General features: G+C 61.5%; 16 protein-coding genes. 13 read left to right on the forward strand and 3 right to left on the reverse strand.

Annotation, left to right across the window (positions count from 1 at the left end; all coding sequences use genetic code 11):
* The first annotated feature begins 44 nt into the window (after nucleotides 1-44).
* From RNA01_RS00500 to RNA01_RS00530, 8 genes are all read left to right on the forward strand, one after another.
* Nucleotides 45-569, forward strand: coding sequence for a hypothetical protein (locus RNA01_RS00500; protein ID WP_147177852.1), 525 nt, complete (start codon nucleotides 45-47; stop codon nucleotides 567-569).
* 95 nt (nucleotides 570-664) lie between these two features.
* Entirely contained in the window at nucleotides 665-796 is a 132-nt protein-coding gene (locus tag RNA01_RS24295) for a hypothetical protein (protein ID WP_268906675.1), read from the forward strand.
* A complete protein-coding gene (locus RNA01_RS00505; RefSeq protein ID WP_147177854.1) occupies nucleotides 793-1,356 on the forward strand; it encodes a hypothetical protein in 564 nt (187 codons plus the stop codon). The genes RNA01_RS24295 and RNA01_RS00505 overlap by 4 nt, the downstream gene beginning before the upstream one ends.
* 69 nt (nucleotides 1,357-1,425) lie before the next feature.
* Nucleotides 1,426-2,280 carry an RNA methyltransferase gene (locus RNA01_RS00510; protein WP_147177856.1) on the forward strand — a complete coding sequence of 285 codons (855 nt, stop codon included), beginning with the start codon at nucleotides 1,426-1,428 and terminating at the stop codon, nucleotides 2,278-2,280.
* Nucleotides 2,261-3,082 carry a glutamate racemase gene (murI, locus tag RNA01_RS00515; RefSeq protein WP_147177857.1) on the forward strand — a complete coding sequence of 274 codons (822 nt, stop codon included), beginning with the start codon at nucleotides 2,261-2,263 and terminating at the stop codon, nucleotides 3,080-3,082. Before RNA01_RS00510 ends, murI begins: the two co-directional genes overlap by 20 nt.
* Before the next feature lie 106 nt (nucleotides 3,083-3,188).
* Nucleotides 3,189-4,460 carry a hemolysin family protein gene (locus RNA01_RS00520; RefSeq protein WP_170253325.1) on the forward strand — a complete coding sequence of 424 codons (1,272 nt, stop codon included), beginning with the start codon at nucleotides 3,189-3,191 and terminating at the stop codon, nucleotides 4,458-4,460.
* Nucleotides 4,461-4,905: 445 nt separating this feature from the next.
* Nucleotides 4,906-5,142, forward strand: a complete 237-nt coding sequence (locus tag RNA01_RS24390; protein WP_147177861.1) for a DUF1127 domain-containing protein — start codon at nucleotides 4,906-4,908, stop codon at nucleotides 5,140-5,142.
* Nucleotides 5,143-5,412: 270 nt separating this feature from the next.
* Complete coding sequence (locus RNA01_RS00530; protein ID WP_147177863.1) at nucleotides 5,413-6,936, forward strand: helicase HerA domain-containing protein; 1,524 nt, start codon at nucleotides 5,413-5,415, stop codon at nucleotides 6,934-6,936.
* A gap of 7 nt (nucleotides 6,937-6,943) precedes the next feature.
* On the opposite strand, the gene RNA01_RS00535 is transcribed toward RNA01_RS00530, so the two are convergent.
* The 3 genes from RNA01_RS00535 to RNA01_RS00545 are packed head-to-tail and all read right to left on the reverse strand — an operon-like array spanning nucleotide 6,944 to nucleotide 9,443.
* Nucleotides 6,944-7,366, reverse strand: a complete 423-nt coding sequence (locus RNA01_RS00535; RefSeq protein ID WP_147177865.1) for a DUF1810 domain-containing protein — start codon at nucleotides 7,364-7,366, stop codon at nucleotides 6,944-6,946.
* On the reverse strand, nucleotides 7,363-8,601 hold the full coding sequence (gene pepT / locus RNA01_RS00540; RefSeq protein ID WP_147177868.1) for a peptidase T: 1,239 nt from the start codon (nucleotides 8,599-8,601) through the stop codon (nucleotides 7,363-7,365). The genes RNA01_RS00535 and pepT overlap by 4 nt, the downstream gene beginning before the upstream one ends.
* A 29-nt stretch (nucleotides 8,602-8,630) precedes the next feature.
* Entirely contained in the window at nucleotides 8,631-9,443 is an 813-nt protein-coding gene (locus RNA01_RS00545; RefSeq protein WP_147177870.1) for a D-alanyl-D-alanine carboxypeptidase family protein, read from the reverse strand.
* Between the two features lie 404 nt (nucleotides 9,444-9,847).
* Between RNA01_RS00545 and rpsD the strand changes: the two genes are divergently transcribed.
* From rpsD to RNA01_RS00570, 5 genes are all read left to right on the forward strand, one after another.
* Nucleotides 9,848-10,465, forward strand: coding sequence for a 30S ribosomal protein S4 (rpsD, locus tag RNA01_RS00550; RefSeq protein ID WP_147177872.1), 618 nt, complete (start codon nucleotides 9,848-9,850; stop codon nucleotides 10,463-10,465).
* Nucleotides 10,466-10,576: 111 nt separating this feature from the next.
* The gene (locus RNA01_RS00555) at nucleotides 10,577-11,503 is read left to right on the forward strand and encodes a glutaminase (RefSeq protein WP_147177874.1); all 927 of its coding nucleotides are present in this window, start codon (nucleotides 10,577-10,579) and stop codon (nucleotides 11,501-11,503) included.
* A gap of 73 nt (nucleotides 11,504-11,576) precedes the next feature.
* Nucleotides 11,577-12,500, forward strand: coding sequence for a tRNA 2-thiocytidine(32) synthetase TtcA (ttcA, locus tag RNA01_RS00560; protein WP_147177877.1), 924 nt, complete (start codon nucleotides 11,577-11,579; stop codon nucleotides 12,498-12,500).
* Nucleotides 12,501-12,515: 15 nt separating this feature from the next.
* On the forward strand, nucleotides 12,516-13,352 hold the full coding sequence (locus RNA01_RS00565; protein ID WP_147177878.1) for an inositol monophosphatase family protein: 837 nt from the start codon (nucleotides 12,516-12,518) through the stop codon (nucleotides 13,350-13,352).
* A gap of 34 nt (nucleotides 13,353-13,386) precedes the next feature.
* Nucleotides 13,387-14,208 carry an inositol monophosphatase family protein gene (locus tag RNA01_RS00570; protein WP_147177881.1) on the forward strand — a complete coding sequence of 274 codons (822 nt, stop codon included), beginning with the start codon at nucleotides 13,387-13,389 and terminating at the stop codon, nucleotides 14,206-14,208.
* Nucleotides 14,209-14,238 lie beyond the last annotated feature (30 nt).

Raw genomic sequence — 14,238 nt, forward strand, 5'->3', positions numbered from 1 at the left:
ATAGATTATCGCGGAGCATTGCCGCTCCTATTCAGGAAACTGTCATGAAGTCTGCCGTCACCGCCATCGCCGTGCTTTTCCTCGCAGTCGGAGCTTGCCAGGCGGCCGACCCCACAGATCCGGTCCGGGAAGTGATCAAGGTGGCCGCCGGCAACTGGGCCGCCGAGAACCCGACGAGCGAAGAAGTTTTTGGTGAAAGCCGCCTCGACCGACTGTTCAGTGCCGATTTCGCCAAGGCATACCGCGAGGCTTCCAAGCATCCGGCGTATGATCCTCCTGAAGGAGAAACCACGGGGTATCCCTTCGACTATGATCCGATCGCCGGCGGCCAGGACGGCTGCCCGTTCGAGAATATCCGCATCGAGAACGATGGCGATGGGCAGGTGACCGCGCTGTTCAATAACCATAAGTGCTTCGGCGATGGTGCCGAATACCAGGCCGATACGGTGCTGATCTTCCACGTTCGGGAAGAGGGAGGGCGCGCGCTGATCGATGACATCTATCCGGTCGTCAACGGCAATTCCGGTCAATCGATCAAGGACGAGTTGAAGGCGATCGCCGCCCAGTAAGGCCTGTCCGCGAGAGGGTAACAACGGCGCGACGGAAGGCTATCGTCGGTTTCAAGCGCAGCTGGTGCTTCGATGGCGAATACGAAGCAAAGGACGTGGTCTCCGAGGTGATTTTCCGGCGGGGCGAGGATGAGGTTGAGGTTGGCGAGCATCGCCAAGTGGTCGAGGATATTCGATCGGGCGGCGACCTGGCGCTGAGGGCTGTGCTGAAGGAGCTGGCAAGGTGAAGAGACTGGTCGTCGTTATGGCGATGTGGACGCTTTCGGCATGGTCAACGGCTCTCGCTGCGGATCCTGCGGATCCGGTCAAGGCGTTGATGGCGGTCGCTGACGGGGTTGAGGGCAACAGTCCGGCAAGCGATTATTACGATGAGGTGCTGTTGAAGTCGATCTACAGCAAGAGCTTTGTCCAGGTCTATCGGATGGCCGCCTTGGGCGACGAGCTTCTCGACCTGCAGGGCGTTATGACCGGGCAAGACGAGGTCGTCGTCAGCCAGGATCCCTGCGAGATGAAGGATCTCAAGATCGTGACGGGGCCGGGCAGGGATGGCTTCATTCCGGTCAAGGTCTATTTCGACATTTCGTCCTGCTGGGGCCACAAGCCGAACCTGCGGGAGCCCTCGTTGTGGTTCCATGTCGTGACGGAGGACGATCGTTATGTGATCGACAACTTCTGGAACAGCGACTACCAAAACGGGCGGTTGGAGACATCGGTCAAGGCGCGCTATGCCGATCTGGTCAAGACGGACATCGACATGATGCTGAAGGGTGTAGACGGTCTGGAATAGGCGCTCGGCTCTTTGCCTGTTCGCGTTTTTATGCCAATGGGGGCCCGCAATTCCTTTTGAGGGCAGGTCATGTCAGGCACCAATAGCGAACGCGAACTTCTGGCCGAGGGGCCGGCGATCATTCTGGTCGAGCCGCAACTCGGCGAGAACATCGGCATGGTGGCGCGTGCCATGGCCAATTTCGGCCTGTCGGAACTGCGGCTCGTTAATCCGCGCGATGGATGGCCGAGCGAGAAGGCGCGCGCCGCCGCTTCCAAGGCCGATCATGTCATCGATGGCACCCGTGTATTCGAAACGCTCGATGAGGCGATCGCCGATCTCAACTTTGTCTACGCGACCACGGCGCGCGAACGTTATGGCTTCAAGCCGGTCCGTTCGCCGGTGGTCGCGGCCGAGACGCTGCGAACCAGGTTCAGAGGTGGCGAGGCGACGGGCATCCTGTTCGGTCGCGAGCGCTGGGGCCTGACCAATGAGGAGATCGCGCTCGCCGACGAGATCGTGACCTTCCCGGTCAATCCCGCCTTCGCCTCGTTGAACATCGCCCAGGCGGTGCTGCTCATGTCCTACGAGTGGATGAAATCGGGCGTCGACGATCTGGCCGAGACCTCGTTCCAGCCGCTCGAGCAGAAGCCGGCAACCAAGGAACAGTTTTTCGGCATGGTCGAATATGTAGAGGAGGCGCTTGATTCGCGTGGCTATTTCCGGCCTGCGGCCAAGAAGCCGAAGATGATCGACAATCTCCGCGCAGTGTTGACGCGTCGCGCCTATTCGGAGCAGGAAATCAGTATCCTACGCGGCGTTTTCGCCACATTCGATCGATACAGCCGCAAGAGCCCACGTGGCAAGGCGGGACCTTGGCAGGATCTGGGGCAAGATCTAGTGCAGGAGCCGGACAGGGCGGACGATGGCGCAGATGGGGAATGACCTGAAGCCGGTTTTGGTGTTCGACAGCGGAATCGGCGGGCTGACGGTGTTGCGCGAGGCGCGGGTGTTGATGCCGGAACGCGGCTTCATCTATGTCGCCGACGATGCCGGTTTCCCCTATGGCGGCTGGGAGGAGGCGCCGCTTCGCCAGCGAATTCTCGATCTCTTCGCTGATCTCTTCAGGGCCTATGATCCCGAAGTGGTGATCGTCGCCTGCAATACCGCTTTTACGCTCGCCGGTGCCGACTTGCGCCGTGCCTTCCCCGACATGCGGTTCATCGGTACGGTGCCGGCGATCAAGCCGGCAGCCGAGCGCACCCGGTCCGGCCTCGTCTCGGTTCTCGCCACGCCCGGTACGGTCAAGCGCGCCTATACGCGCGACCTCATTCAGTCCTTCGCCGGCAAGTGCCATGTTCGGCTTGTCGGTTCCGAGAACCTGGCACGCATGGCGGAAGCCTATATCCGCGGCGAACCGGTGTCGGATGAGACGGTCGCGGCGGAAATAGCTCCCTGCTTCGTCGAGCATGACGGTGCGCGCACCGATATCGTCGTGCTCGCCTGTACCCACTATCCCTTCCTCGTCAATGTCTTTCGCCGCCTCGCTCCGTGGCCGGTTGACTGGCTCGATCCGGCCGAGGCGATCGCCCGACAGGCCCGCCGGCTGGTGCCGCTGGTCGAAGGTGCCGAGCATCCCGCCGGCTTCGACTTTGCCGTCTTCACCTCCGGCAATCCCGATTTCTCCACCCGCCGGCTGATGCAGGGCTTCGGGCTCGGCACTGGGCCGTGCGCACGTTCGGTCTGACGCTCGTTATTTGGATATGCGTGCGCGGCCGTGGTAATGGTTCTGGCCGATTGCGACGTTCACACCGGTTCACTGGAGCTTTGAGCTTGTTTTGCTGACAGAAACTCTGATTGTTGCCTTTCTCACCCTTCTAAATGGTGTTCTCGCCATGTCCGAAATGGCGGTCGTGTCGTCACGTCCGGCGCGTCTCAAGGTACTTGCCGAACAGGGCAATCACGGTGCAGAGCTCGCCATGCGGCTTGCCGAGGAACCGGGCCGATTCCTGTCCACCGTACAGATCGGCATCACGCTGGTCGGAGTCCTCTCCGGTGCCTTTTCCGGCGCGACGCTCGGTGCGCGATTGGCGAGCTGGCTCTCGCTACAGGGGGTTTCCGACGGCCTTGCCAATGCGCTCGGTGTCGGTTCCGTCGTCGTGATCATCACTTATCTGTCGCTGATCGTTGGCGAACTGGTCCCGAAACAGATCGCCTTGCGCAACCCGGAGGCTGTTGCTGCCAAGATCGCCGGGCCGATGCAGCTGCTTTCCAAGGTCGCTGCGCCGCTGGTCTGGCTGCTCGACAATTCAGGACAAATGCTTCTCGCCGTGCTTGGCCAGGGTGGTGGCGCGACCGGAACCGTGACCGACGAGGAAATCAAGTCGGTACTCGCCGAGGCGCATAGCGCGGGCGTTATCGAGACTGAGGAATCGGCGATGATTTCCGGCGTCATGCGGCTTGCCGACCGCACCGCACGCGGCCTGATGACGCCGCGCCGCGACGTCGAACTCGTCAATGTCGATGATACGCCCGACCAGGTGCGCGAGAAGATCCGCAATGCCAGCCATTCACGCCTGCCGGTGCGCTCAGGTGACTCCGATGAAATCGTCGGCGTGCTGTTTACTCGTCGCGTCTATGATACCATCGCGCTGGGCGCCGACTTCGACGTCCGATCACTGATGAGCGAGGTGCCGATCGTTTCCGATCTCGCCAGCGCGATGGACGTGATCCGGGCGATCCGCAAGACGCCGGTGCATATGGTTCTCGTCTATGATGAATACGGCCATTTCGAAGGCATCATCACCTCGGGCGACATTCTCGAGGCCATCACCGGCGCTTTCCAGGATTTTGACGATGATGAGCCTTCGCTGGTGCAGCGTGAGGACGGTTCCTATCTAGTGGCCGGCTGGACGCCGATCGACGAATTCTCCGAGCGCATTAGGATTCCGCTCGAGGACGACCCGGACTATACGACGGTTGCCGGTTTCGTCATTGCTCAGCTCAAGCGTATTCCCGCTCTTGGCGAAAGCTTCCAGACCAATGGCTGGCGCTTCGAGGTGATCGACCTTGATGGTCGGCGCATCGACAAACTGCTGGTCTCGCCGGTGAGGTCGGCGGACTGACGTTTGACGGCGCCCCTGTTCCTCCCGTTTTGTCTATCTCCCGCAGCCTCTCGCGGCGGTTCCCTGAATGCGACCTGTTGCCGTTTTGCAACTTTGATCTGGCGATAGCTGCAATCCAAAATTGCGGACTTGCCGGTCGCTTTTTCTTGTGCGAACTTATGCTCGTCCGCAATTCAAGCAACAGGAGGCGTCGATGTCACAACATTTTGCATTCATGCGCCTCGCTGGCGGATTGGTGTTCCTTTTCTGGGTGCTTTGCTCTTCGGGACTGCGAACCACCGCCTGAACGGTTACTCCGTCCGGGATCTTCAGCGCTTAGCGCCATTTTCAACAAAACTGATGTGATCGGCTGCCGAGACGCATAGCTGCGTTTCTCAGCTCGTCTCACGCCTTTGTTTTCCATCGAGAGGACCTGGCTGCATCGCTGCGCCGGGACGGAAAAACTATGTATGAAGAGCAATCCATAATTGCAGACAATCCAATGGCGGCGGTTGATGACCTGTGCCAGAAATTCGGCGTCTGGGCATCGGCGCGGGCCTTGCTCTATGTCGCCTGGAGGCGGCGCCGGAGGTCCAATTCGGTCAGGGATCTGTCCGACCGCATGCGGCGGGACATTGGTCTCCCACCAGAGCGGGACTGGCGTTATCCGTCGCGCTTCAGTGCCTGGGACATCCGGTTGTGACAAGGCGCGAAGAGACTTCGGCTGAACTGGCGGCGGGAACCTTGGGGATGGGCGATGCTTGCTTTGGCAAGCGGCTCGTGAACGGTAGCCTTTTCGACACGGGGATGGCGAGAAAGGCCGGCCTCGAAGTCTGTCTTCCTCATGGGTGTAATTGCCTGTTGATGGCCGGGTCTTTCGCGACGCCGATTCGGAGTTTATTTGCTAAAGCATCTGTGGGTCGCCCGGCGAGTTGTTCGCCCGGTGAGCGCGTGGCTATATGAGGTGGTATTGGTGCAGGTCGGAATTGATATGGGAACGGTGTCGGGCGGGGAGCCGGCCAAGCTCGATATCGAGGAGCTGCTGGCCACCCGTCTTCTCGTGCAGGGCAATTCCGGCTCGGGCAAGTCGCATCTCTTGCGCCGGCTGCTCGAACAGTCGGCGCCATGGGTGCAGCAGGTCATCATCGATCCGGAAGGTGATTTTGTCACGCTGTCCGACAAGTTCGGCCATCTGGTGGTCGACGGCGAGCGTACGGAGGCGGAGCTTGCCGGCATTGCCGATCGCATCCGCCGCCACCGGGTTTCCTGCGTGCTGACGCTCGAGGGGCTTGAGATCGAGCAGCAGATGCGCGCCGCCGCCGCATTCCTCAACGGCATGTTTGATGCCGATCGCGAGTTCTGGTATCCGGTCCTTGTGGTCGTCGACGAGGCGCAGATGTTTGCCCCATCGATGGGGGGAGACGTGTCGGAAGACGCGCGCCGCATGTCGCTCGGTGCCATGACCAACCTGATGTGCCGTGGCCGCAAGCGCGGACTGGCGGGCGTCATCGCCACCCAACGCCTGGCGAAACTTGCCAAGAACGTCGCGGCGGAAGCCTCGAACTTCCTCATGGGCCGCACCTTTCTTGACATCGACATGGCCCGCGCCGCGGACCTGCTCGGCATGGATCGTCGTCAGGCGGAAATGTTCCGCGACCTCAAGCGCGGCAATTTTGTCGCTCTGGGACCGGCCCTGTCGCGCCGTCCGCTGCCTATCACCATCGGCACGGTCGAAACCTCGGCGCGGTCGTCGAGTCCCAAGTTGATGCCGCTGCCGGATGCACCGCAGGATGTCGAGGAGCTGATCTTCACGCCGGACCCGGAAGAGTTCAACCGGCCGCTCATGCGTCGCGCGCCGCCGGCGCCGCGTCCGACCACCGACATTCTCGCCGAGCTTTCCAGGGCCACGCCGGCCGCGACCGGCCCGTCGGCGCCGAGCGAGGGCCGCTCGTCCACACCTGAAATGTCGGGTGAGGAGCGAGAGGAACGGCTTGCCGCAGTATTGGCCGAAATTCTCGCCGATCCGCAGGCCGCCTATCGCACCGATTCGGTTCTCTATCAGGAGTTTCTGGTGCGCGCCCGTATGCGCCGTGTCACCGGCCCGCCGATGGCCATGAGCGAGTTTCGGCGTCGGGTGGCGATCACCCGGTCCGGCGTCGATGAGGAGACGGCCGCTGGCGAGGCCTGGGCGATGGCTCTCGACCTGTCGCAGCGCGTCTCCGACGATCTTCAGGGCGTCTTCCTGCTGATGGCGCGGGCTGCGATCCGCGCCGAGGCATGTCCCTCGGACCTGCGCATCGCCAAGGCCTATGGCACGCATTCGGCACGCCGCGCGCGGCGTCTGTTGGGCTACTTCGAGGAGCACAATCTGATCGTCGTCCACACTGATTTCTCCGGCAAGCGCATCGTCGCCTTCCCGGACCTGCAGGCGGAGACGGCACCCGGAGATCCGAACACGGCGGATGATTGCGCCGACGTTCCCTCGGCGGCCGAGTGAGGACGCCCTAATCGATCCGGGCCAGCGTCGCCGGATCCGGCTCGCTGTTATAATATTTGGCCAGAACCTGCGTGAAAATGTTCTCGCCGCCCGCTGCCCGGTCGAACAGTGTCAGCGACGAACGCAGTTTCAGGACATCGGGATAGCCAAAGATCCGCTCGGCGCTGAGGCCCTCTAGGCCGAGAAGGATTGCACAGCATTCCTTAAGACGTGGCCCGAGCACAGGATGGGCGAGATAGGCGCGGGCTTCGGCCTGTGACGTGATCGCGTAGCGTTGTGCCGTCGGACTGCCGCCAAGCCCCTCGATCTGCGGAAAGACGAACCACATCCAGTGGCTCGCCTTCTGGCCGCGCCGCAGTTCTGCGACTACGTCCATGTAAACGGGCGCTTGAGCGTCGACGAAACGGTGCAGACCAAACGGATCGCTCATCCCGGCGTGCGCTCCTCCCAGACCTTCACCAGTTCGACAATTGTTTCGACCGATTTTTCCATGTCTTGGCGGCTCACCCATTCGAGCGGTGAATGATAGGCATGGCCGCCGGTATAGATATTGGGGCAGGGCAGCCCCATGAAGGAGAGCCGGGAGCCGTCAGTGCCGCCGCGAATGCTGTGCCGGACCGGCGAGAGGCCGACGCGCTTCACGGCCTCGATCAGGTTGTCGACCACCTGCGGGTGGCGATCGAGCACCGCTTTCATATTCCGGTATTGCTCCTTGACCTTGAAGCTATAGGTCGAACCGGGATAATCCTTCATCACGGCTTTGGTGATCTCTTCGAGCATTGCCTCCTTGACCGCCAGGCCCTTGTCGTCGAAGTCGCGGATAATGAAGCTCAGTTGCGCTCCCTCCATCGCCCCGCTGATGTCTGTCGGGTGGATGAAACCTTCACGGCGTTCAGTGGTCTCCGGCGCCTGATCCCTCGGCAGACGGGCGACGATGGCGGCGGCGATCTTGATGGCGTTCTCCATCTTTCCCTTGGCTGTGCCGGGATGCATGGAAACACCGGTGATGGCGATGTCAATGCCGTCGGCGGAGAAGGTCTCGTCCTCGATTTCGCCGATCGTGCTGCCGTCGAGCGTATAGCCGAATTCGGCGCCGAGCTTGACGATGTCCACCTTGTCTGCACCTCGGCCGATCTCCTCGTCAGTGGTGAAGAGCACCTTTATGGTCCCGTGCGGGATACCCGGGTTGGCAACAAAGAACTGGACGGCCGTCATGATCTCGGCGATCCCGGCCTTGTCGTCTGCACCCAGCAGCGTCGTGCCGTCGGTGACGACGATATCGTGTCCGATCTGGTCGGCAAGTTCTGGATGGTCGGCGATGCGGATGATCTGGCTGGTGTCACCGGTCAGGCGGATATCGCCGCCGGCATAGTTCCTGACGACGCGCGGCTTGACGTTTGTACCGGTGAAATCCGGTGCCGTGTCCATGTGCGAGCAGAAGCAGATCACTGGGACCGGCTTTTCGGTATTGGCCGGCAGCGTGGCGTAGATATTGCCGTGCACATCGAGATGGGCGTCGCTGAGCCCGATCGTCAACAGTTCAGCGACCAACAGCTGGCCGAGGTCCTTCTGCTTTTCCGTCGATGGCTGGGCGCTGGATTCTGGATCGGATTGGGTGTCGATCACGACATAGCGAAGCAGGCGGTCAAGAACGGTGTCTGTCATGGTGTCATCCGATGTCCGGTTTTGGGGGATCATTGTCCGGCGGAGGTGCCGAGGTATTTCTCCATGAGCGCAATCATTTCGTCGTCGCGCGCGCTGGCGCTATCGCCGCCGAGGACGACGCCGACGAGGCGCCTGTCGCCGTTGCTGGCCGAAGTCACCAGATTATAGCCAGAAGCCTTGGTGTAGCCGGTCTTGATGCCATCGGCGCCGGGATAGGCCGCGAGCAGCTGGTTGTGACCATGGAATTTCATGCCGCGGAAGGTGAAGGTGCGGGTGGAAAACAGCTTGAACTCTTCCGGGTAGTCGCGCAGAAGCGCGCGCCCCAGTCTGGCCATGTCGGCGGCGGTCGTCACTTGTTCGGGATCCGGCAGGCCGGCGGGATTGGTGAAGACGGTGCTGGTCATGCCCAGCGCACGGGCCTTGGCCGTCATCACCCGTCCGAACGCTTTTTCCGATCCGGCGAGCGTTTCGGCGATACCGACGGCGGCATCATTGGTCGACAGCACGATCATGCCGAGCACGGCTTCACGCACCGTGATCGTCCTGCCAGCTCCGATCGCGAACTTATAGGGTTCTTTGCTCTCGGCGTTTTCCGAAAGCACGATCCGGTCCTCCCAGCCGAACCGGCCCTGATGCAGCGCCTCGAAGGTGAGATACAGGGTCATCATCTTCGTCAGCGATGCGGGGTAGTTCAGTTCGTCGGCATTCTGGGCCTCGAGCACCTCGCCAGTGGTCGCGTCGAGAACGAAGTGGGCGCGCCCGGCATTGGCCGGCGTCGCGCCAAGGCCGACGGTGAGGGTGAGCAGCGGTCCGAATATCAGCGGGAGAATGCGGGAGGTCATGAGCGTCCTGGACTTGGGTGCGGGTTCGCGTTGGTTCACATCGAATAGCCCAGTTTGCCTTGACTGTCAGCTTTGGGGATGGTGCAGCGCTGTGTTATTAACCGCCGGTTCGATGCTCGGGCAGGGCAGGCATCCGGGTCAGAGAGGCGACGGGCGTCTCACCGGCTAAGGTCAAGGACCTTCAGAGCTCGCGTCACGGCGGTTGACATTTGTGTGACGCGCGTCTAATGAGCCCACCAACGCCGGGCCGGACGCCCGGTGTTTTTATGACATGTCCCGTGGTTTTCTCCATACGCTTTATGTGAGGAGCCTGTCAGAGCTTCCAAAACGGAGTTCAGAGGAGGGCGTGTTTCCTTGATCCGGTTTGGCAACAAGCCGGTGTAACCTGTTGAAAAGGAAATGCGATGAGCAAGCGCGCTGCATCCAAGTACAAAATCGATCGCCGCATGGGCGAAAATATCTGGGGTCGTCCGAAGTCCCCGGTAAACCGCCGCGAATACGGCCCCGGCCAGCACGGTCAGCGCCGCAAGGGCAAGCTGTCCGACTTCGGTGTTCAGCTCCGCGCCAAGCAGAAGCTCAAGGGCTACTATGGCGACCTGCGCGAGAAGCAGTTCCGCGCCACCTATGACGAAGCCAACCGCCGCAAGGGTGACACCTCCGAGAACCTGATCGGTCTGCTCGAATCGCGTCTTGACGCGATCGTCTACCGCGCCAAGTTCGTACCGACGGTCTTTGCTGCCCGTCAGTTCGTCAACCACGGCCATGTCACCGTCAACGGCGTCAAGGTCAACATCGGTTCGTACCGCTGCAAGGCTGGCGACGTTATCGAAGTTCGCCAGAAGTCGAAGCAGCTGGTGACGGTTCTCGAATCGGTCCAGCTCGCCGAGCGTGACGTTCCGGACTACATCGAAGTCGACCACAACAAGATGGTTGCGGCCTTCGTTCGCGTTCCTGGTCTGTCGGACGTTCCCTACGCTGTCGTTATGGAACCGCAGCTGGTCGTCGAATTCTACTCGCGCTAATCGCTGCGAGACCGGATTGTGGAAAGCCGCCCTTCGGGGCGGCTTTTTCTGTTTGCACCGCAGCGTGCCGCGGTGAATATGACGAGCAGGTTTTGCCGCGAGAGGAAGCACATGGACCTTCAGGCGATCATCGACGACATCGCATTGACGCTTGCCGAACGGCGCGGCGAGGGCAAAGTGGCGGATTATATTCCCGAGCTCGCCAAGGTCGATCCCCACCAGTTCGGCATTGCGGTGACCACGGTCGACGGTCAGGTCTTTACCGTCGGTGATGCCGCCACGCCTTTCTCCATCCAGAGTGTCTCCAAGGTCTTCATGCTGACGCTGGCGCTCGGCAAGGCCGGTGAGGGGATCTGGAAACGCGTCGGGCGCGAGCCCTCGGGCACAGCCTTCAACTCGATCGTCCAGCTCGAGCACGAGCACGGCATCCCGCGCAATCCCTTCGTTAATGCCGGGGCGATCGTTGTTTGCGACATGGTGCTGGCCGGCCACAAGCCCAAGGAGGCGATCGGCGAGGTTTTGCGGTTCGTCCGTTATCTGGCCGACGATGAGACGATCACCATCGACAGGGCGGTGGCCAAGTCGGAAACCGAGACGGGTTTTCGCAACTACGCGCTCGCCAATTTCATGCGCTCTTTCGACAACCTTCATCACGATGTCGACCATGTGCTTGGCGTCTATTTCCATCAATGCGCGCTGTCGATGACCTGTCGGCAGTTGTCGCGCGCCGGCCTTTTCCTTGCGGCGCAGGGCGCCGATCCAATCAGCGGTTACTCGGTCGTCTCGCCGAAGCGGGCACGGCGTATCAATGCGCTGATGCTGACCTGTGGCCATTATGACGGTTCCGGTGATTTCGCCTATCATGTCGGCTTGCCGGGCAAGAGCGGCGTCGGCGGCGGCATTTTGGCGATCGCGCCGGGCAAGGCGTCGATCGCAGTGTGGTCGCCTGGTCTCAACAAGGTCGGTAATTCGGCGCTCGGCTCCGCGGCGCTCGAAATGCTCGCCACGCGCACCGGTTGGTCGGTTTTCGGGGCTTGATCTTGCCAGCTCGACCGGGCATTGCCTCAAAGGCGCGCCGTCCGGCCCCAATGGCGCGCGTGGAGCCTGAACCATGACTGTGTCACCCGTTGCGCCTGTCACCGGCATTTTTGCTGAAGACGAGGATTCGTCCGTCGATGCCGCTGTGCATCCGATCTTTGCCAATGCGCCACGCTCGGTCGGCTTCAACAAGCTGCGCAAGCGGTTGATTCGCCAAGTCCGTCAGGCGATCACCGACTTCGACATGCTAAAGGGGCAGAAGCGTTGGCTTGTCGGTCTCTCGGGCGGCAAGGACAGTTACGGGCTGCTCGCTATCCTGCTTGATCTGCAATGGCGCGGGCTTCTTCCGGTGGAACTGATCGCCTGCAATCTCGACCAGGGTCAGCCGAATTTTCCCAAGCATGTGTTGCCGGACTATCTCGCCTCGATCGGTGTCAAGCACCGGATCGAATACCGAGACACCTATTCCGTGGTGAAAGAGAAAGTGCCGAGCGGTGGAACCTATTGTTCGCTGTGCTCGCGGCTGCGTCGCGGCAATCTCTATCGCGTGGCGCGCGAGGAAGGCTGCGACGCGCTGGTGCTCGGCCATCACCGCGAGGACATTCTCGAAACCTTCTTCATGAACTTCTTCCATGGCGGCCGCCTGTCGACCATGCCGGCCAAGCTCATGAACGACGATGGCGACCTGATGTTGCTCAGGCCGCTCGCCTATGCGGCGGAGGACGATCTGGCGCGCTTTGCCGCCGCCATGGAGTTCCCCATCATTCCTTGCGATCTGTGCGGCTCGCAGGACGGCCTGCAGCGCAATGCGATGAAGGACATGCTGGCTGGTATCGAAGCGAAGATGCCGGGCCGCAAGGACGCCATGCTGCGGGCGCTTGGCCACGTTGATCCTTCGCATCTGCTCGATCCGAAGCTTTTCGACTTTTCCGGGCTCGCTGTCACGACATCGTCACAAGACGCAGGCAACGAGGCGCCTTCGATCCAATCCAATTGAAAAGGCGCGGCCCCAGTGTTCAACGACCATGATATCGAGGCCGCCCTTCATATTGTCAAAGAGGTGGCTGCCACCGAAATCATGCCGCGCTTCCGGCGCCTTGGCACTTCGGACATTGCCGAGAAGAAATCCTCGATCGATCTGGTCACCGATGCTGACATCAAGGCCGAGCGTGCCATCACCGACGCCTTGCTGCGCCGTTGGCCGGGCGCTCTGATCGTCGGCGAAGAGGCCTGCGAGACGAATCCGGAAGCCATCGGCGGATTGAAAGATGCGGAACTCGCCTTCGTCATCGATCCGGTCGACGGCACGTTCAATTTTGCCGCGGGCCTGCCGATCTTCGGCACCAATCTTGCCGTCACCAGCCGCGGCGAAACGGTCGCGGGACTGATCCACGAACCGATGATCGGTGACACGCTGGTAGCGGTAAAGGGAGCGGGCGCAAAAATGGTGCGGGCCGACAGGGATGTCGAGGCAATCGAGGTCGCGTCAGTCGTTTCCCTGTCCGAGATGGTCGGGACGATCTCCGTCAACAATCTGCCATTCCAGGAGCGCAGCCGGATCAGCGGCAACCTCGCCGCCACCCGCATGGCCTTCGCCTATAACTGCTCGGCCTACGAATACTGGATGGTCGCGACCGGAAAGGTGCATTTCATCGGCCATCATGCGCTGATGCCGTGGGACCATCTGGCTGGCGTGCTCATTCATCAGGAGGCGGGCGGGGTTACGGCGCGGTTTGACGGAAGCCCCTATCTGCCGGGAAACACCACCGGCGGTATTCTGTCGGCGCCCGACCGCGAGAGCTGGCAAATGATCCTCGACCACGTGATCGCGCCGAGCCGCGCTCTCTAGCCGATAAACCAGGACGATCGAAAGGACTTGCAATATGGCCGAACTCGACATCGCGGCACTCGCCAACGCACTTCAGGAGGCGGCGGCGACGGAAATTCTGCCGCGCTTCCGCAAGCTCGGTGAAGGCGACATACGAATGAAATCGGAGGCGATCGATCTGGTCACCGAAGCCGATGAGGCGGCGGAGCAGCTGATTCGCGAACGTGTCGCCGAAACCATGCCGGACGCCGTGTTCATCGGCGAGGAGGCTGTCGCTGCCGATCCGGCCCTGCTCGACAAGATAGCCGACGCTGATCTCGCCGTAATCGTCGATCCAATCGACGGCACCTTCAACTACGCGGCCGGCCTTCCGCTGTTCGGTGTGATGCTGAGTGTGGTGGCCAGGGGCGAGACCGTTGCCGGCATCATCTACGATCCGATGGGCAATGACTGGCTGATCGCCGAAAAGGGGGCGGGCGCCTGGATGTGCGGCGCGGACGGGTCGCAGGCGCAGGTGGCGGTCGCCCCGGCGGTGCCACTCAACCAGATGGTCGGCATTGCCGCAATGACCTACATGGAAACCGAGACCAAGCGGAAGATTCTTGGCAATCTCGCCGATGTCCGGCTGTTCACCAGCTACCGCTGCTCGGCGCATGAGTACCGTACCTTTGCCGCCGGCCACCTGCATTTCCTGATGTACAAGAAGCTGATGCCTTGGGACCACCTGGCGGGCACGCTGATTTCACAGGAGGCCGGGGCCCATGTCGCTCGTCTTGATGGTTCGCCCTACCTGCCGCACAATTTTGACGGCGGGCTCCTCATCGCTCCAGACCGCGAAAGCTGGCAGGAACTGCGGGACAAGGTGTTCACCGTCTGAGGTGGAATCCCGGAAATGAAAACCCACGCG

It is taken from the genome of Paenirhizobium naphthalenivorans (genome assembly GCF_007992095.1).
Lineage (GTDB): Bacteria > Pseudomonadota > Alphaproteobacteria > Rhizobiales > Rhizobiaceae > Allorhizobium > Allorhizobium naphthalenivorans.

Bases quoted from the DNA above. Each gene is read 5' to 3' on its own strand.
- RNA01_RS00500 (WP_147177852.1), top strand. From the start codon at position 45: ATGAAGTCTGCCGTCACCGCCATCGCCGTGCTTTTCCTCGCAGTCGGA.
- RNA01_RS00510 (WP_147177856.1), top strand. From the start codon at position 1,426: ATGTCAGGCACCAATAGCGAACGCGAACTTCTGGCCGAGGGGCCGGCG.
- murI (WP_147177857.1), top strand. From the start codon at position 2,261: ATGGCGCAGATGGGGAATGACCTGAAGCCGGTTTTGGTGTTCGACAGC.
- RNA01_RS24390 (WP_147177861.1), top strand. From the start codon at position 4,906: ATGTATGAAGAGCAATCCATAATTGCAGACAATCCAATGGCGGCGGTT.
- RNA01_RS00535 (WP_147177865.1), bottom strand. From the start codon at position 7,366: ATGAGCGATCCGTTTGGTCTGCACCGTTTCGTCGACGCTCAAGCGCCC.
- pepT (WP_147177868.1), bottom strand. From the start codon at position 8,601: ATGACAGACACCGTTCTTGACCGCCTGCTTCGCTATGTCGTGATCGAC.
- RNA01_RS00545 (WP_147177870.1), bottom strand. From the start codon at position 9,443: ATGACCTCCCGCATTCTCCCGCTGATATTCGGACCGCTGCTCACCCTC.
- rpsD (WP_147177872.1), top strand. From the start codon at position 9,848: ATGAGCAAGCGCGCTGCATCCAAGTACAAAATCGATCGCCGCATGGGC.
- RNA01_RS00555 (WP_147177874.1), top strand. From the start codon at position 10,577: ATGGACCTTCAGGCGATCATCGACGACATCGCATTGACGCTTGCCGAA.
- ttcA (WP_147177877.1), top strand. From the start codon at position 11,577: ATGACTGTGTCACCCGTTGCGCCTGTCACCGGCATTTTTGCTGAAGAC.
- RNA01_RS00570 (WP_147177881.1), top strand. From the start codon at position 13,387: ATGGCCGAACTCGACATCGCGGCACTCGCCAACGCACTTCAGGAGGCG.